Annotated in this window: 16 protein-coding genes and 1 tRNA gene; 6 read left to right on the forward strand and 11 right to left on the reverse strand. The window is 33.9% G+C overall.

What is annotated here, in order from left to right; genetic code table 11:
• Positions 1-84: 84 nt before the first annotated feature.
• Positions 85-489: a hypothetical protein gene (locus ABD730_RS17385; protein ID WP_344716147.1), complete on the reverse strand. Its 405-nt coding sequence runs from the start codon at positions 487-489 to the stop codon at positions 85-87.
• Positions 490-620: 131 nt separating this feature from the next.
• On the opposite strand from ABD730_RS17385, the gene ABD730_RS17390 reads away from it, so the two are divergent.
• On the forward strand, positions 621-1,409 hold the full coding sequence (locus tag ABD730_RS17390; RefSeq protein WP_334468838.1) for a TerB family tellurite resistance protein: 789 nt from the start codon (positions 621-623) through the stop codon (positions 1,407-1,409).
• Positions 1,410-1,671: 262 nt separating this feature from the next.
• On the opposite strand, the gene ABD730_RS17395 is transcribed toward ABD730_RS17390, so the two are convergent.
• The 6 genes from ABD730_RS17395 to ABD730_RS17420 all read right to left on the reverse strand — a co-directional run bounded on the left by ABD730_RS17395 (position 1,672) and on the right by ABD730_RS17420 (position 8,471).
• A complete protein-coding gene (locus ABD730_RS17395) occupies positions 1,672-2,832 on the reverse strand; it encodes a metal ABC transporter permease (RefSeq protein WP_344716148.1) in 1,161 nt (386 codons plus the stop codon).
• Positions 2,825-3,952, reverse strand: a complete 1,128-nt coding sequence (locus ABD730_RS17400) for a metal ABC transporter permease (protein WP_344716157.1) — start codon at positions 3,950-3,952, stop codon at positions 2,825-2,827. The genes ABD730_RS17395 and ABD730_RS17400 overlap by 8 nt, the downstream gene beginning before the upstream one ends.
• 5 nt (positions 3,953-3,957) lie before the next feature.
• Complete coding sequence (locus ABD730_RS17405) at positions 3,958-4,350, reverse strand: VOC family protein (protein ID WP_344716149.1); 393 nt, start codon at positions 4,348-4,350, stop codon at positions 3,958-3,960.
• A gap of 69 nt (positions 4,351-4,419) precedes the next feature.
• A complete protein-coding gene (locus ABD730_RS17410) occupies positions 4,420-5,217 on the reverse strand; it encodes a metal ABC transporter ATP-binding protein (protein WP_344716150.1) in 798 nt (265 codons plus the stop codon).
• Between the two features lie 49 nt (positions 5,218-5,266).
• Positions 5,267-6,178 (reverse strand): metal ABC transporter solute-binding protein, Zn/Mn family, encoded by a 912-nt coding sequence (locus ABD730_RS17415; RefSeq protein ID WP_344716151.1) that lies wholly within the window; start codon positions 6,176-6,178, stop codon positions 5,267-5,269.
• A gap of 40 nt (positions 6,179-6,218) precedes the next feature.
• Entirely contained in the window at positions 6,219-8,471 is a 2,253-nt protein-coding gene (locus ABD730_RS17420) for a TonB-dependent receptor (protein ID WP_344716152.1), read from the reverse strand.
• A 99-nt stretch (positions 8,472-8,570) separates the two neighbouring features.
• Between ABD730_RS17420 and ABD730_RS17425 the strand changes: the two genes are divergently transcribed.
• On the forward strand, positions 8,571-9,227 hold the full coding sequence (locus ABD730_RS17425; RefSeq protein ID WP_215926620.1) for a metal-dependent transcriptional regulator: 657 nt from the start codon (positions 8,571-8,573) through the stop codon (positions 9,225-9,227).
• 120 nt (positions 9,228-9,347) lie between these two features.
• On the forward strand, positions 9,348-10,157 hold the full coding sequence (locus ABD730_RS17430; protein WP_344716153.1) for a DUF6503 family protein: 810 nt from the start codon (positions 9,348-9,350) through the stop codon (positions 10,155-10,157).
• A 237-nt stretch (positions 10,158-10,394) separates the two neighbouring features.
• Here ABD730_RS17430 and ABD730_RS17435 read toward each other — a convergent pair whose 3' ends face one another.
• The 4 genes from ABD730_RS17435 to ABD730_RS17450 all read right to left on the reverse strand — a co-directional run bounded on the left by ABD730_RS17435 (position 10,395) and on the right by ABD730_RS17450 (position 13,653).
• Positions 10,395-10,535, reverse strand: coding sequence for a FeoB-associated Cys-rich membrane protein (locus ABD730_RS17435; protein ID WP_334468855.1), 141 nt, complete (start codon positions 10,533-10,535; stop codon positions 10,395-10,397).
• Positions 10,536-10,554: 19 nt separating this feature from the next.
• Positions 10,555-12,654, reverse strand: coding sequence for a ferrous iron transport protein B (gene feoB / locus ABD730_RS17440; protein ID WP_334468857.1), 2,100 nt, complete (start codon positions 12,652-12,654; stop codon positions 10,555-10,557).
• Positions 12,647-12,880 (reverse strand): FeoA family protein, encoded by a 234-nt coding sequence (locus ABD730_RS17445; protein WP_115815619.1) that lies wholly within the window; start codon positions 12,878-12,880, stop codon positions 12,647-12,649. The genes feoB and ABD730_RS17445 overlap by 8 nt, the downstream gene beginning before the upstream one ends.
• A 92-nt stretch (positions 12,881-12,972) precedes the next feature.
• Positions 12,973-13,653 carry an SCO family protein gene (locus ABD730_RS17450; RefSeq protein ID WP_334468859.1) on the reverse strand — a complete coding sequence of 227 codons (681 nt, stop codon included), beginning with the start codon at positions 13,651-13,653 and terminating at the stop codon, positions 12,973-12,975.
• 85 nt (positions 13,654-13,738) lie between these two features.
• On the opposite strand from ABD730_RS17450, the gene ABD730_RS17455 reads away from it, so the two are divergent.
• The 3 genes from ABD730_RS17455 (at position 13,739) to ABD730_RS17465 (ending at position 17,275) form a co-directional block, all read left to right on the forward strand.
• Positions 13,739-15,679 carry a M1 family metallopeptidase gene (locus ABD730_RS17455; protein ID WP_344716154.1) on the forward strand — a complete coding sequence of 647 codons (1,941 nt, stop codon included), beginning with the start codon at positions 13,739-13,741 and terminating at the stop codon, positions 15,677-15,679.
• 95 nt (positions 15,680-15,774) lie between these two features.
• Positions 15,775-17,118, forward strand: coding sequence for an RIP metalloprotease RseP (rseP, locus tag ABD730_RS17460; protein ID WP_344716155.1), 1,344 nt, complete (start codon positions 15,775-15,777; stop codon positions 17,116-17,118).
• Positions 17,119-17,201: 83 nt separating this feature from the next.
• Positions 17,202-17,275 (forward strand) — tRNA-Asn (locus tag ABD730_RS17465).
• Positions 17,276-17,458: the final 183 nt, after the last annotated feature.

Raw genomic sequence — 17,458 nt, forward strand, 5'->3', positions numbered from 1 at the left:
GGCAGTCCTTAGTCTTCAGTAAGCAGTTTGAATTGTGGTATTTTGGTTTTCAATAGTACTAATAACGTTGAATAAAAACTGAGACTATCTATTAAAAGTGTATTGAAAACCGTCAGAAACCATACCTTCATCTAAAATGAGTTGATTAATGGTTAAACTTATAATTCTTAAATCTGTATTCTCAATAACTACAGTGGTGTCATTAGGAGTTGTTACGACTTCATAACTATAGGTTCCAGAAGGGTAACCACTATGTATAGCATTACTTGTATCATTATTGGTAACGGTAATTTCAGAGGGTTCATTATTAAAATGCCATGTAATTATACCCGATTCAAAATCGTCATTCACACCTGCTAAACCACCAGTAACATTAACTAAAGACCACGTTGCATGAAGTGTTGGTACTGGGTTTTGTTGTGTATCGTCATCACTATTGCAACTTAGTGTAAGAAGCATCAAGGCTAGAATATAAAAAGAAGTTTTCATAATATTAAGGTATTGGTTATGCCTATAAGATACAGATTTATACACATGGTTGCGCACAAAACGTAACAAATTACATTTTCATCCAACTAACATATAGTATATTTACAGCTTTAGAAAATCAAAAATATAATATGAGTTTTGCAAAATGGATTGGTGGTGCTTTGGGTTGGTCTTTTGGTGGTCCAATAGGCGCTATTATAGGATTAGCTTTGGGTAGTTTTGTCGATAATTTAACAGATAGCGGTACGCCTTTAATAGGTGATCGTCAATCGGGAAGACAGCGCGATACGTATCGAAAAACACCAAATTACGGTCAACGTACATCACGATCACAAACACAATCTGGTGATTTTGAAGTGAGTCTTTTGATTTTAGCATCTATTGTTATTAAAGCCGATGGGAAACAAGACCAACGCGAATTAGATTTTGTACGTCAACAATTTACCAATATGTACGGTAAAGATAGAGCGAATAAAGCCTTTGAGTTGTTTAAGCGTGTTTCCAAACAAAATATATCTACACGCCAAGTGTGTTTGCAGATTAGGCAAATGATGGATCATGCGTCGCGATTACAATTACTTCATTTTCTATTCGGAATTGCAAAAGCAGATGGTTTAGTTACTGAAGACGAATTACGTCAAATCTATACAATAACAGGGTATTTAGGAATTAGTAATAGAGATTACGAAAGCATAAAAGCCATGTTTTATAACAGTAGTGATAATGCTTATAAAATCTTAGAAATTGATAAGTCAGTTTCTGATACGGAGGTTAAAAAAGCATATCGTACTATGGCTAAAAAATACCACCCAGATCGTGTCGGTCATTTAGGTAAAGAACATCAAGAAGGTGCAGAAGCTAAGTTTAGACAAGTGCAAGAAGCTTATGAGCATATTCAGAAGGAACGTGGGTTTAAATAAGTCTACAGTTGTTAGAAGACAATAGGATGTTATAAAAGTTTATTCTTTCCTTTCTTTTTCTTTCTGTCGTTTTTCAATGTATTTAAAATAGCGTTGTGTTTTATACTTGTTATAGATAAAAACACATAGGACAATAAACCCTAAAAGGATTAATCCGTTTTTACCTGTAAGATAATTTAATAGGTTCATGATGGTTTAAAAATATTGGCATCTGTCGTTATTAAGTATTGAAGCTTTCAATAGTATTACAAATAAATCCAATTTATCCTCTAAACAAAAAGAAATCATCCTTCATGTCTTCAATTTGCGCATCTTCATTAGTAATAATGTAATCAATGGCTTTAGACGTGAATTCATCTCCTTTTTTAGTTAAGGACACAATATTGTCTTCAATATGAATCATATTATTTTTTTTGGCTAAATCGAGAACGGTTTTAGCACGTACTTTTTGCCAATTAATATGCTCGTTGAGGTGATTAACGTGGCGCTCTTCAATTTCATCATGATTCTTTAAGTGTAGTAAAAACGTCAATAAAGAGACTTCGGTACGTTGCTGTTTTTCTCTGTACATAACGGCGATAATACCTTTTGAAGGAGCAAATAAATAGACCAATAAAAAGACTAAACCAAGAACCGTTGTAATAGAACCTGCAATTGAAGCATCTAGCCAATGTGCTACCCAATAGCCAAAAATGGCACTAAAAATGCCGAAACCTATGGCTAAGGCTAGCATCTTCTTTAGGTCTGTGGTTAGTAAATAGGCAGCAGCAGCGGGAGCAATCATTAAAGCGACTACTAAAATAGCTCCAACCGCATCAAATGCACCAACAGTTGTTATGGATGATACAGACATTAATCCGTAATGGATAATCGCTGGTGAAAACCCTAAGGATGCTGCCAAACCTTTGTCAAAGGTGCTTATTTTCAATTCTTTAAAAAATAAAATTAAAAGTGTAATTGTGATGAGTAGAATAGTGCCAACGACCCAAAGTGATTTTGGACCTACATCAGTTCCGGCAATGAGTAACCTATCAAAAGGAGCAAAGGCTAATTCGCCTAATAAAACAGCATCGACATCTAAATGGACATCGTTGGCGTTTTTAGCAATCAGAATGACGCCAATACTAAACATGGCTGGAAATACTAGTCCTATGGCTGTGTCTTCTTTTACCAATCCTGTTTTCTGGATATATTCTACTAAAACCACCGTAATAATACCTGTTAAAGCTGCTAGTAGAATTAATAAAGGTGAATTTAAATCTTGTGTTACAAAAAAACCAACAACAATACCAGGTAAGATAGAATGACTAATAGCATCGCTAATCATAGCCATTTTTCTAAGGACTAAAAACGTCCCAGGAATGGCACAAGCAACGGCTACTAAACTTGCTATGAGCTGTATTTCTAGTTGTGCACTACTCATCTTCGGTGGATTGTTTAGTATATAAATTAGCTGCGGTTTCAAAACCAGTTTTGGTTAAACTCCACATATTTCCATCGAGTTGTACATAATCTTTATCTACCAACTTTTGAAGCGTAGAACGTGTATAACCCTGAAAATTATTCAAAAGTTTTATGGAGTGTGGATGTGAAATATCTTCGTGAGTTTCTGCAATATGATGCATAAATGCGAGTGTTTTATGTAGTTCTAAATCGCGACGATTTTTAATGAATCGGATTTGCTTAAATAATAAGCCCCGACTAGGAGAAAATATAAATGAAAACACGACAAAAACGCCAGCCACTAACACAATAACAGGTCCTGTAGATAAATTATCTTGACTCGCACTAATTGCTGTTCCAAAGACCCCAGAAAAGGCACCAAAAAGTGCTGCTAAGAGCACCATAACTGATAAACTGTTTGTCCATTGTCTAGCAGCAGCAGCAGGAGCTAATAGCATAGCACTCATTAAAACTACTCCAACGGTTTGAAGTCCTAACACAATAGCTAAAACAATAAATGTTGTGATAAGAATATCTATAAATTTAGTATTGAAACCGAGTGTTTGGGCGTAATCGGCATCAAAGAGTAAAATTTTAAACTCTTTCCAGAAGGTGAGCATGACTATAAAACAGATTCCTGTAACAATAGCCATTAACCAGACATCACTTTCTACTAAGGTAGCTGCCTGTCCGAAAAGGTACTTGTCTAATCCGGCTTGGTTAGCATTAGGTTGTTTTTGAATAAAGGTGAGTAACAACATTCCAAATCCGAAAAACAAAGACAGAATTAAACCTAAAGCGGTATCTGATTTTAAGTGGGTTTTGGTGACAATACCTCTAATCCAAAACGTACCAATTAATCCGCTAATTAAAGCTCCAATTAATAACGTATTACTGTCTTTAGCTCCAGTAATTAAAAAAGCAATCGCAATACCTGGTAAAGCGGCATGAGAAATAGCATCTCCTAATAAACTTTGTTTTCTAAGTACAGCAAAACTACCAAGCATTCCTGTAACAGCTCCTAATATGGCTGTTCCAAGTGTGATGGTTCTTAGCGTGTAGTCTGTAAAGACAAGTTCTATGTATTCGATTAAGTTTATGGCCTTTAATGTTTTATTGGTGTACAAATTTCTATTAGAAACCCATTAATATCCCTTAAATATCCTACTTTTTGTCCCCAAGGTTTTTGGGTAATACTTTCGTATTCAACAGCACCTACTGCCAATGCGTTTTTAAAGTCTGTTTCAATGTTTTCAGTTGTAAAAGCCATTTCAATTCCGTTGGGCTCTTCATGTATTGAAAGTTGTTTAAAGCCTTTTTTTAAGTTTGAATTGCCTAAGGAATGAGATGCAAAAGCGATTGTGGTTTCACCGGAAAGTAACTCTCCATAATCATGCTCTGGTGTGATGAATTTGTTTTGAAATCCAAAAGCATTTTCATAGAATGACATGGTCTTTTTAACATCTTCGACATATAAAATAGTGTATGCGTATTTCATGTTTTTATTGATTTCATGTTTTCAATAGCGTAAGCACTGCTTACTGCGACTGAAAACTGACAACTAATTTTATTCCTGTATACTTACTTTATAGTTAATACCATAAGTTTTCGTTAAATTATCGTCATTAAAGATATCCTTTACAGGTCCTGTGGCAATTTTCTTGACGTTTAAAAAGGTTACCCAATCAAAATATTCGGGCACGGTTTGTAAATCGTGATGTACCACAATAACTGTTTTACCTGCTTTTCGTAATTCTTTTAAAATATTAATGATGGCGATTTCAGTGGTTGCATCGACTCCTTGAAATGGTTCATCCATAAAATAAATTGAAGCATTTTGTACTAAAGCGCGTGCTAAAAAAATACGTTGTTGTTGTCCTCCTGAAAGCTGACTAATTTGTCGACTTTTAAACGCTAACATCCCTACTTTTTCCAACGCTTCAAGTGCTGCTTTTTTTTCTTTTTGTCCAGGACGTTTAATCCAGCCTAGACTTCCATAGGTTCCCATCATCACCACATCTAATGCTGTGGTAGGGAAATCCCAATCTACACTTCCTTTTTGAGGCACGTAGGCAACGAGTTGTCGTTGCTTTTCGTATGGTTTTCCGTAAATGCTAACACTTCCAGCAATAGGTTTTAGTATCCCTAAAATCGATTTTATAAGTGTAGATTTTCCTGCGCCATTAGGTCCAACAATAGCCATTAAAACTCCTTCTGGGATTTCTAAATCGATGTCCCAAAGTACAGGTTTGTAGTTGTAGGCAACGGTAAGGTCGTCTACTTTTACAGCAATTACTCCTGCGGAAGCAGGAGTCTTATCAGTAGTATCGTTGTTTTTTATATTTTCCTTTGATTCTATTTTCATTTTTGAGATTTAACTCTAATTTAATGAGATTCCTGCCTTCGCAGGAATTTTATTTTAAAGCATTTACAATCGTGTTTACATTATATTCAAACATACCAATATAAGTGCCTTCTGCTGTGCCTGCATTTCCGAGCGCATCAGAATACAAGGTGCCTCCAATTTTTACATCGTGTCCTTTAGATTTTACAGAAGCCTGCAGAGCTTCAATCGTTCGTTTTGGTACTGAACTTTCTATAAATATGGCTTTAATGTTTTTCTCGATAATAAATGTAGCTAATTTTTGAACATCTTGTACACCTGCTTCAGTCGCTGTAGATATACCTTGTAAGCCAACGACTTCAAATCCGTAGGCTTTTCCAAAATAATTAAACGCATCATGGGCAGTTACTAATATTCGTTTTTCTTTGGGAAGTGTGGTTATTGTTTGTTTTACCTTATCTTGAAGTGCTTCTAATTTAATGATATAAGCATTCTTGTTAGTTTCGTATTTTAAAGCATTTTTAGGATCTTTTTCTGATAAAACACTGGCTACTTTTATTGCGAATTGCTGAAAATAATTAATATCGAACCAAACGTGTGGATCGTAATTTGAAGCAAAATACTCTGAACCTATTAATGTTTTTTTGTCTAAGGCATCTGAAAGTGCTATCGTGGTTTTGTTGGTGCTTTTCATTTTTTCAAGGACTTCTACGAGTTTACCTTCTAAATGTAATCCGCTGTAAAAAATAATATCTGCATTGACTAATTTAGAAACGTCTCCTTCACTGGCTTTGTAGAGGTGTGGATCTACTCCGGAACCCATTAAACCTTGTACATTCACCATATCACCACCAATATTTTGAACCAAATCGGTTATCATGGTCGTAGTGGTTACAATATTGAGTTTGCCGTTATCTTTAGATTCATCCTTACACGCCGTAAAAATGAGCGTGATAGCTAAGAAGAAAATTATTTTTTTCATATATCTAAATATTTATTACGAAGGTACTAAAATTGTATGATTAATTTAGGTTATATCTCATTCCAAAGAATAATCTTACACCTTGGTTGGGTCCATAAACATATGACGGGTCAAATGTTAGTGCGTATGGATTGTCTGTTGTAGGAATGACATCACCATCTCCATTAAATTGAACGTTTTTATCAAAAGGATCATCTGCTCTAGCGATTATAAAAGGGTTTCCTTTATTTGGTGTCCAGTTTAATAGGTTTTTTACTCCAGCATAAATTTCAAGATTATCTAAACCATCATAGGTTGCTTGTATGTTTTGAATGCTCCACGTTGGTGAATACTCTTGTCTTGGATCTAAATCTCCTAACAATGGCAATCGCATTGGTCCGTAAAGATTTCCTGTATAATCTAATGTCAAATTTGTTTTGTAGTTCCTGTAGGACAGCGACCATACGCCAGAGTATTGTTCGGTTAAAATTTGTTTAATGTGTTGGTCATTTTCAGTTTGAGAAACATCTTGATAAGTGGCACCTATAGACGCTTTTATACCACTGCCAAAAACGGCATCGACATTAAAACTAAGGCCTTTAGACGTGGAGTAACCATCCAAGTTGCTGTATATAATTTTATTAGGATTGGTGTCGTAATCTGGTAGTATAGCGTTAGTAAAATACGTGTACCAAGCTGAGGTGTCAAAAGTAAAATACATACCATTGTCTAGGTATAATTTTTTCAAATAATTAAGTGTAATATTATAGGACTCTTCGGGTTGTAAGGTCTCTTTTATGATAACATCTCTTGCTCCGGTAAGTGCTGCGTGTTCTTCGGTAAATAAATTGACCACTCTAAAGCCAGTACCTGCATTAAGGCGTATAATGTCATTATCAGTAGGTTTGTATCTATAGGCTATTCTTGGTGTAAAAATATTGCCATGTCTGCTATCGTAATCATAACGCATACCAAGTAATAAACTTTGCTTTTTGTTGAAGGCAATTTCATCTTGAATGAATAGTGAAGGCATTGTTACTTCGTCGGCACTTATGGTTGCGGTTGTATTGTCATTATAATAATTATAACGTAATGCAGTTCCGAATAATAAGTCGTGTTTGTCTATTTTTTTATCCCAAATTAACTGTCCAAAACCAATGCGTTGTTGTGCTAAATAAGGAGTGTTTCCATATACTGAATTTTGATCGTGATCGGAATATGAAAATTGAAAGTTTACTTTTTCACTCAAAGGCAATTCGTAGTCTCCTAAGATTTCAAAACGCGACGTATAGATGCTTTCACCATAAATAGCATCTCCACCTCTATACGTTTTGTTCCACTGGAGTTCGCCTCCCCAACGATCCTCATAAAAGTAACGACCAGCCAAAGATAATTTTCGGTTACTTGCCCTTTTAAAATCCCATTTTTGAAATATTGAAATGCGATCTTGTAAAGTTAAATCTGTAAAATTATCATTGTTATTATCTATAAGTTCATCAAATTTAAAGTAGTTAGTACCTACTAAAACAGTTGCTTTTTTACCTACTTGGGCTTTAAAACCAAGGTCTAAGTTGGTTTCTCCCCAACCCGTTACAAAGGCATCTGCAAAGAAACGAGGGGAATTTTCAGGTAATTTGGTAATCACATTTATAAGTCCACCAACAGCCTCACTACCATATAATGAAGATGCAGGTCCTTTAACTACTTCTATTTGTTCAATAAGCGAATTAGGAATCCCAGATAACCCATAAACGGTAGATAATCCACTGACAATAGGCATACCATCGATTAAAACAAGTGTATAGGGTCCTTCTAAACCATTGATGTGAATGTCGCCAGTATTGCAAACGTTGCAGTTTAATTGTGGACGAACTCCATTAACATTCTGAAGCGCTTCAAAAATATTTGGTGTTGGATTTTTCTTTAAAAAAGTAGGTGTATAAACTTCTACAGGGACAGGGCTTTCTAATCTTGAAACCGCTTTTAAGGTTCCTGTGATAATCACTTCATCAAGTGCATCATCTTCGTTTAAGTTAAAGGAGATATAGCTATCCTTGGCTTTAATTATAACCGTTTTCTTTTGAAGAGTATACCCTGTAAAAGAAGCAGCTACAGAATAATTTCCAGGAGCTAAGTTAGGAATGCTAAAAACACCATTCTCATTAGTTGTGGCACCTTTATCTGTGTTTTCAATATACACATTTGCGTACGAAAGAGGCTTACCGTTGGATAGAACTTTTCCTTTTAAACTAAAAGTTGACTGTGCTGTTGTATTAGCACAAATCATAAAAATAATTATATTAATTAGTCTCATCTTGAATTAATTTTACACAAATATAAAAGTATTTTTAGATTAGTCTAAAAATATTTTAAGAAGTTTAGTTTTTCTATATTTGCAGAACACGATAAACTTATGATTACACTAACAGAAGAAAATTATATTAAAGCGATTTACCACTTAAGTAGTAATGGCGAAAAAACGGTAAATACAAATGCTATCGCTTCTGCTATGCAGACCAAGGCATCTTCTGTTACAGATATGATTAAAAAACTATCTGAAAAGAATTATGCGGATTATAAAAAATACCAAGGTGTTACTTTAACAGATGACGGTAGACGTGTCGCAGTAAATATTATTAGAAAGCATCGCCTTTGGGAAGTGTTTTTAGTAGAAAAATTAAACTTTTCTTGGGATGAGGTTCATGAAGTGGCAGAGCATTTAGAGCATATTAAGTCAGAAAAGTTGATTGACGAACTTGATGCATTTTTAGAATTTCCGACGTATGATCCTCATGGAGATCCAATTCCGGATAAGGAAGGTAACTTTAAGCATATTGAAAAAATAGTTTTGGCTAAAGCTGAAGTAGGTTCTACATACAAATGTGTTGGAGTAGATGATACCTCTTCTAAATTTTTGAAATACCTAGACAGCAATAATATTGCACTTGGCACAATAATTACAGTGAAGCATAAAGAGCCTTTTGATAATTCTATAAAAATAGCTTTAGAGCATTCAGAAATAGTAGTCTCTCAAAGTGTGGCTAAAAATTTATACTTAAAGAAGGTTTAATTCCGCTTTAGCTAGAATTTTTACATAAAACGCTAAACTTATCTTAAAATTCCTAGACCTAAGCGTCTGTGTTCATTTTACACTCTAATTTGGTCGATACGTTTAATAAAACCCCAAAATATGTCTTATATGTTTAAGTTTAGTATTGTCTGTGTATTGCTTTTAATTGTTTCAACAAGTTGTAAAAGCGAAAAGAAAGCACCAGTTGAAGTAGAAACCTCTGAGCCCGCCATAGAAAATAAGATGCTCACACCTGTAGAAACTATTGAAGAGGCATATAATAAGGACGTATTTTTGTCTAAAGAAGCTATTGAATTAGATATGGTCATTAGTTTTGGTGGTAAAGAACGCCTTAGTGGCAAAATGACGTATTTAACCAATTCTACAAAAGGAAAGATGGCATTAAATCATGGTACTTTCATTTATTATGATGGCGAAAACGTATTTCATTCGCCAAACCTTAAAAATGATAAAGCAGCGCGATTTGATGCTTACACGTGGATGTATTTCTTATTGTTTCCTACTAAGTTGAGCGACCAAGGAACTATTTGGTCTGATGTAGAAAGCGCAAAGCTTAATGATAAAACATACAATTCGCAACGTTTAACGTTTGAAGCCAATACAGGAGATGCTCCAGATGATTGGTATATTGTTTACAGCGACCCAAAAACACATATGATGGATTACGTGGCTTATATTGTTACGGTTAATAAATCTACAGAAGCAGCAGAGGCAGATCCGCATGCCATAGGTTACTCTAATTATAAAATGATAGATGGTGTACCAATAGCACATCACTGGGAATTTTATGAATGGTCTAAAGAGGATGGCTTAGGAAAAGTTATCGGTAATGCAACGTTAAACAATGTAAAGTTTGTAACACCAGATGTTGATACATTTTCTGTTCCTTCAGGTTTTATAGAAAAATAGGAGCAGCTTATTTATTACTATTGTTATTATGCTGTATAAAGGCTTTTAGGACGAATACGAGAATGATTTCTATACCTATATAGAAAATTCCATGAACAATAGTTAGATTAAATATAGCTACAAATACTAATGCCGAAATTAAAAGACCAATGCATATAAGAATGCCATTTATGAGGTCTTTTAAAAATGTTGATTTATTAGATTTGTAATCAAAAAAGTAAGCGATTGAAATAACAATTAATGACATCCGCAGCCATCATCACCTCCACAAGCTTTAGCCGATTTTTTCTTAGGTGTCCAAATAAATTTACGCACTAAAAAAAGTAAGGCTAAACCTAATGCTACAAAAACTAATATGTTTTGAATAATGGTATTCATAAGTTTGTTTTAGGCTTATTTATATTAAAAGTTGATATGCAACTAAAGCTACAATATAAGCAAAAGCGCTCATAATTACTAATTGATATATAGGCCATTTCCATGAATTTGTTTCCTTTTTTACAATAGCAAGTGTGCTCATGCATTGCATAGCAAAGGCGTAAAATAACAGTAATGAAATACCAGAAGCAAAGTTAAATAATGGACCTCCAAGTATTGGGTTAACTTCTCCTGCCATTCTGTTTTTAATGGTTTCTTCTTCATCACTACCAACACTATATATAGTGGCTAGAGTTCCAACAAAAACTTCACGTGCCGCAAAAGAACTCACTATGGCAATACCAATTTTCCAATCGTAACCTAATGGTCTTATTGCTGGTTCTATTGCATGACCTGCAATACCTATAAAGGAATGTTCTAATTTATGAGATTCTATTTTTTGATTTAATTCCTCTTCAGATAAGTTTTCTGAAGCGTATTGTTCTGTAACAATGGTTTCGGCGTTATTAAAATCGTCTCCAGGGCCATAAGATGCTAAAAACCACAATACAATAGATATGGCAAGTATAATTTTACCCGCTCCAAATACAAAAGCTTTTGTTTTCTCTAAAACTGTTAAGGCAACGTTTTTAAATAACGGTAATTTGTAATTTGGCATTTCAACAACGAAGAAACTCTTACTTTTTATCTTAAGAATTTTATTTAAAATCCAAGCAGAACCAACGGCAGCTCCAAATCCAATAAGGTATAAGAGCATTAAAGTTAAGGCTTGATAGCTTAATCCTAATATTCGTCCTTCGGGTATAACTAAAGCAATAATAATAAGGTAAACAGGCAACCTTGCCGAACACGTAGTGAAAGGAGTGACTAAAATAGTGATTAAACGCTCTTTCCAACTTTCAATGTTTCGAGTTGCCATAATAGCAGGAATAGCACAGGCTGTTCCCGAAATTAAAGGCACAACACTTTTTCCACTAAGTCCAAAACGTCGCATAATACGATCCATTAAAAAGACCACACGACTCATATAGCCGCTTTCTTCAAGAATAGAAATAAATAGAAACAAGAAGGCGATCTGTGGAATGAAAATCACAATACCACCAAGTCCTGAAATAATACCTTCTGCCAAGAGGTTTGTAAATGCTCCTTCAGGTAAGGTGCTCTTTGTCCACTCGCTTAATGAGGCAAATGAACTATCAATAAAATCCATTGGAATACTCGACCAATCGTAAATCGCTTGAAAAATGGTAAGTAAAATGATTCCGAAAATTAAGTAGCCCCAAACTTTGTGAGTTAGAATTCTGTCTAGTTTTATACGTAAGTCTTTTGCCGATTTAAGGTCAATAGTTTGCCCTAACTTTAGTGTTTCGTTTATAAATTGGTAACGTTTTATGGTTTCCTTTTGTTGAAGTCGTTTTAAGTCTGTTTTAGACTTCGTTTTGAAATCTTCAACGGCTTCAAATGTTTTTCGGTCTGTTTTTCCGAAGTTGACATCTTGGGTAATTACCAACCAAAGCTTGTATAATAATTGATTAGGAAATGCTTTTCTTAAGTTATCAAAATAAGCTTTATCTATGGTAGAGGCATCTAAACAAGGTTCAACAGAGAGTTCTTTATGAGTCGCTATTAATTCTTTTAACTTGTCTATGCCCTTATTTTTTCGCGTACTTATTAATGCTATTTTAGTTTTAAGTTGCGTTTCTAAATAATCTAAATTTAATGAAATGCCTTTATATTCCATTCTATCAGCCATGTTAATGACTAAAATTGTTGGAATTTTTAGATCTTTAATTTGAGTGAATAATAAAAGATTTCGTTTTAAATTTTCTACATCACTAACAACAACAGCAACATCAGGGTAATCTTTATCGGTTTTATTTAGTAGTAATTCAATAACAACGTTTTCATCTAAAGATGATGCGTTTAAGCTATAGGTTCCTGGTAAATCAATAATATGTGCTTTTACTCCTCGTGGCAGTTTACAGATCCCTTCTTTTTTTTCAACCGTAATACCAGGATAATTACCAACTTTTTGATTTAATCCAGTTAGTGCATTGAAAACAGATGTTTTTCCAGTATTTGGATTTCCTATTAACGCGACGTTGATTTGCTTACTCATGCGCAGTTTCAATTATAATATGAATAGCAGTTTCTTTTCTAATGGCTAAATGCGTACCATTAATGTTAAGATACATTGGGTCTGCAAAAGGAGCAACTTGTACAAGTTCTACCAAATTACCAGGTAAACAACCCATTTCGAGAAGTTTTAATGGAATATGTATAGAAGATACATCAGTAATAATGCCTTGTTGTCCGCGTTTTAGATCTGCTAATGTCAACCTTATCCTTATTTAGATTAATTTTAAAGAAGCAAAAGTAATAGAAATTTATTAGCTTAAAAAGTTAGTCAATAAATATTTAAATGCTTTACAATTATTTATGAGCCACCAAAAGATTTTAAAGTCTCAATATCTTGTAAAAGTTGGTCAATATCTTCAGGTTTTGTGCCATCGTAAAATCCTCTAATTTGACGGTTTTTATCAATCAACATAAAGTTTTCGGTATGTATCATATCGTAGGCATCTCCATTACCATCGGTTTTTACGGCTAAGTAGCTTTTTCTAGCGAGTTCGTAGATTTGTTTTTTATCGCCTGTAACTAAATTCCATTTTCGATCTATAACTCCTTTTTCTTTAGCGTATTTTTTTAGTTGTGCGACACTATCAATTTTTGGTGTTACGGAATGTGAAAGTAACATTACATCGTCATCGTTAATAATTTCTTTTTGTATTAAAGACATGTGGTCTGTCATTATTGGACATATTGTTTGACATGTTGTAAAGAAAAAATCGGCGACATAAATTTTATCCTTGTAAGTCTCTTGAGTTATGGTTTCTCCATTTTGATTGGTCAAGCTAAAATCAGCTATTTTGTGGTATTTTAATTGGTGTTGAATAGTGCTGTCTACCAATTCTTCGCTTACCATACCAGGCTGATAAACAGGAAGTGGATGTTTTACATTTAATACATTGTATATTATTGCGATGATGATGATACAAAGTATTGAAAAAAAGATTCCGAATTTTTTATACCCTTTAAAAAATGAAAGAAATGACATTACGTGTGTATTAAAGCTATGTTGAAAGGCAAAAATACGACTGAATCTCAAGAAAATCTTTATTTTTAACATTAAAACTAGCTCTATGAAACGATTTTTTAGCTGCCTTATCTTGGTATTTGCTTTAAATATAAACGCACAAGATTATAATGAGACATTACATGCTATTCGTTCAGCTGAAGCGAATTCAGCATTACGCCAAATAATGAATGCTCAAAATGCTAATACAGGAAATTACGATGTGAAATACCATCGGTTAGAATTAAATATAGATCCGTCTGTAGCAACAATTTCTGGTGATGTCACTACTTATTTTGAAGCTAAGGAGGCCATGACTGAAATCACTTTTGATTTGGCAGATAATATGATTGTGTCTCAAGTATTACAGCGTGGTAGCAATTTAAGTTATACGCAAAATTCTGATGATGAATTGATTATTACCTTGCCAACTACACAAGCGCAAGGAGTTTTAGATTCGTTAACAGTGAGTTATGCTGGTAATCCTGTGAGTTCTGGTTTTGGTTCTTTTGAGCAGACCACTCATGGTAATGATAATGATCCTATTATTTGGACGCTGTCTGAACCTTATGGTGCCAAAGGTTGGTGGCCTTGTAAGCAAGATTTAATAGATAAGATAGAAGATATCGATGTATATATTACCACTCCAGTATTAAATCCATTGAATAAACCGTATGTGGCAGTATCTAATGGGTTAGAGCAAAGCCAGGTGGTTACAGGTTCTGAGAAAACCACGCATTTTAAGCATGGTCATCCCATTCCTGCTTATTTAATTGCTGTAGCTGTTACTAATTATGAAGTGTATTCCCATGAAGTAGCAAATAATGGAAATCCATTTGATATTGTAAATTATGTCTATCCAGAAAATTTAGCAAGTGCACAAGCGAGTACTGGAGTGACTGTAGATATTATGAATCTTTTTACAAATTTGTTTGAAGAATATCCTTTTGCAGACGAAAAATATGGCCATGCCCAATTTGGTTGGGGAGGAGGCATGGAGCACACCACAATATCCTTTATGGGCTCTTTTAATAGAGGGCTTATTGCTCACGAACTAGCACACCAATGGTTTGGCAATAAAATAACCTGTGGAAGTTGGAAAGATATTTGGTTAAACGAAGGCTTTGCAACGTATTTGTCTGGATTGGTTATTGAAGGTTTAGATGGCGCACCTAGTTTTAAATCGTGGAGACAGCAGACCGTTAATAATATTACCTCACAGCCTCATGGCGCTGTATATCTTACAGACCAAGATACTACAAGTGTTAATAGGATTTTTAGTAGTCGCCTTAGTTATAATAAAGGAGCTATGGTTTTACACATGTTAAGAAAAAAGCTTGGTGATGCAGACTTTTATCAAGGGTTACAAAATTATTTAGATAGTCCAGATTTAGCTTACGATTATGCTAAAACAGAGGATTTTATTGATGTTATGGAAGCAACAACGGGTGAAGATTTAGATGAATTTTTTAACGATTGGGTTTATAATCAAGGCTATCCAACTTATGCTGTGAATTGGAATCAAGATGAAAGCCAGTTGCAACTTATGGTGTCGCAAACCCAAAGTCATGCCTCGGTTTCTTTTTTTGAAGCCGAAGTACCAATTAGAATTTTAGGAACTTTTGGAGAATCTTTAGATCTTGTTTTAAACAATACTATTAATAATGAACAATTTTTTGAAACGGTCAATTTTACAGTTCAAGAGGTGTTAATTGATCCGGATTACCATTTAATTTCAAAAAACAATACGGTAAGTTTAAGTACCTCTGATTTTAATTTTGATGATGATATAATTTTATATCCCAGTCCAACAACTTCTGTAATAAACCTTATAAAGCCCGAACATATAGAGGTTGAAACTATTAAAGTGTATAACAGTTTAGGACAATTAGTATTGCAACACCATTGGAGCGCTCAAATTCATTTAAATACTTTAGCGTCAGGTTTATTATTTGTTCAAATTCAAACAAAGGATAAGACAATCACTAAAAGAGTTGTAAAAATATAGCTAAGGTGCTGTTTTAACGTATTCCTATGTTTTTTTTAAATATACGTTTGAGATAAATACATTACTTTTGCACATCGAAATTTGAAAAAGATTACATGGAATTTATTATAAAAATATCTCAATTTTTACTCAGTTTATCCTTGCTTATTGTATTGCACGAGCTTGGACACTTTATACCGGCGAAACTTTTTAAGACTAAAGTCGAAAAATTTTACCTCTTTTTTGATGTAAAATTTTCACTATTTAAAAAGAAAATTGGAGATACTGTATATGGTATAGGTTGGTTACCTCTTGGCGGTTATGTGAAAATAGCTGGAATGATTGATGAAAGTATGGATAAAGAGCAAATGGCACTACCTCCTCAGCCATGGGAATTTCGTTCTAAGCCAGCATGGCAACGTTTAATTATTATGTTAGGTGGAGTTACGGTGAATTTTATTTTGGCCTATGTAATTTATGTGGCTATTTCTTTTACCTATGGAGATACAGATGTTACTACTGACAGTATGAAAGATGGTTTTTGGATTGAAAACGAATTGCTTTTAGATGTTGGTTTTAAAAATGGCGATAAGATATTAGCTATTAATGATGAGAAAGTTGATACCTATTATGACGTTAAGAAAAATTTAGTAAAGGGCGAAAAGTATTCTATAGTTAGAGATAACCAGAAGAAAGAAATTGTGCTCCCAAAAGATTTCTTAGGTCAGCTGTCGTCGGCCGAAAGAAAGAATGGAACTTTTAAGTTACGAATTCCATTTATGGTTGGCACTGTACCAGATACTTCTATAAATAAAAGTGTAGATATAAAAACAGGAGATATTTTACTAGCGCTTAATGGTGAAGAAATTCGTTATTTTGATCAGGTAGCAGATAAATTATTAGAGTACAAGAACCAATCTGTAACAGCTACATTTTTAAGAGAAGATGAAAAAATAGACAGAACCTTAGAGGTAGATAAAAACGGAAAGTTTGGTGTTGGTTTGGCTACTCATAATTCAAGGTTTGCAGAACTAGGTTATTTTGATATCATACATAAAGACTATACCTTTTTAGAAAGTTTTGGTGGCGGTGTAGATAAATTTAAAGAACAAGTTTCTGGTTATTTTGATCAATTAGGAAAAATTTTCACACCTAGTACAGGTGCTTATAAAGGAGTCGGTGGCTTTAAAGCCATTTTTGACGTATTCCCTGACCAATGGATTTGGCAAGATTTCTGGGGCTTAACCGCATTCTTATCTATTATGTTAGCCATACTTAATTTATTGCCAATACCAGCATTAGATGGTGGGCACGTGGTGTTTTTGTTATTCGAAATAATATCTGGAAAGAAACCAAGCGAAAAGTTTTTAGAGCGCGCACAAGTGATAGGCTTCTTTATTTTAATAGCTTTAGTGTTGTTTGCCAACGGTAATGATATTTTTAAAGCCCTCACGAATTAATTTTTTTTAAAAAAAATAATATTTCATTTTGTAATAATGAAAATACTGTATATATTTGCATCCGCTAACGCGAAAAATAACCTTCCTCTTTAGCTCAGTTGGTTAGAGCATCTGACTGTTAATCAGAGGGTCCTTAGTTCGAGCCTAAGAAGAGGAGCAAACAAAGCCATTACGAAAGTAGTGGCTTTTTTGTGTTTTGTAGTTAAATGTTAACCATGCTTAGTTATAATAAGTATTTCAAGAATCTTATATAAAATTTTTATGGATCAAGATCAAAAGGGATCAAGATCAAAAGTTGTGTTTAAGCAAAGATTGTAGTTAATCTAAACAGAAAGAATTC

The organism is Winogradskyella damuponensis (assembly GCF_039538385.1).
GTDB classification, from domain to species: Bacteria; Bacteroidota; Bacteroidia; order Flavobacteriales; family Flavobacteriaceae; genus Winogradskyella; species Winogradskyella damuponensis.

What these genes read in the sequence shown, in the direction of transcription:
- ABD730_RS17385 (WP_344716147.1), bottom strand. Translation starts at nt 489, where the DNA reads ATGAAAACTTCTTTTTATATTCTAGCCTTGATGCTTCTTACACTAAGT.
- ABD730_RS17390 (WP_334468838.1), top strand. Translation starts at nt 621, where the DNA reads ATGAGTTTTGCAAAATGGATTGGTGGTGCTTTGGGTTGGTCTTTTGGT.
- ABD730_RS17395 (WP_344716148.1), bottom strand. Translation starts at nt 2,832, where the DNA reads ATGAGTAGTGCACAACTAGAAATACAGCTCATAGCAAGTTTAGTAGCC.
- ABD730_RS17405 (WP_344716149.1), bottom strand. Translation starts at nt 4,350, where the DNA reads ATGAAATACGCATACACTATTTTATATGTCGAAGATGTTAAAAAGACC.
- ABD730_RS17410 (WP_344716150.1), bottom strand. Translation starts at nt 5,217, where the DNA reads ATGAAAATAGAATCAAAGGAAAATATAAAAAACAACGATACTACTGAT.
- ABD730_RS17415 (WP_344716151.1), bottom strand. Translation starts at nt 6,178, where the DNA reads ATGAAAAAAATAATTTTCTTCTTAGCTATCACGCTCATTTTTACGGCG.
- ABD730_RS17420 (WP_344716152.1), bottom strand. Translation starts at nt 8,471, where the DNA reads ATGAGACTAATTAATATAATTATTTTTATGATTTGTGCTAATACAACA.
- ABD730_RS17425 (WP_215926620.1), top strand. Translation starts at nt 8,571, where the DNA reads ATGATTACACTAACAGAAGAAAATTATATTAAAGCGATTTACCACTTA.
- ABD730_RS17430 (WP_344716153.1), top strand. Translation starts at nt 9,348, where the DNA reads ATGTCTTATATGTTTAAGTTTAGTATTGTCTGTGTATTGCTTTTAATT.
- ABD730_RS17435 (WP_334468855.1), bottom strand. Translation starts at nt 10,535, where the DNA reads ATGAATACCATTATTCAAAACATATTAGTTTTTGTAGCATTAGGTTTA.
- feoB (WP_334468857.1), bottom strand. Translation starts at nt 12,654, where the DNA reads ATGAGTAAGCAAATCAACGTCGCGTTAATAGGAAATCCAAATACTGGA.
- ABD730_RS17450 (WP_334468859.1), bottom strand. Translation starts at nt 13,653, where the DNA reads ATGTCATTTCTTTCATTTTTTAAAGGGTATAAAAAATTCGGAATCTTT.
- ABD730_RS17455 (WP_344716154.1), top strand. Translation starts at nt 13,739, where the DNA reads ATGAAACGATTTTTTAGCTGCCTTATCTTGGTATTTGCTTTAAATATA.
- rseP (WP_344716155.1), top strand. Translation starts at nt 15,775, where the DNA reads ATGGAATTTATTATAAAAATATCTCAATTTTTACTCAGTTTATCCTTG.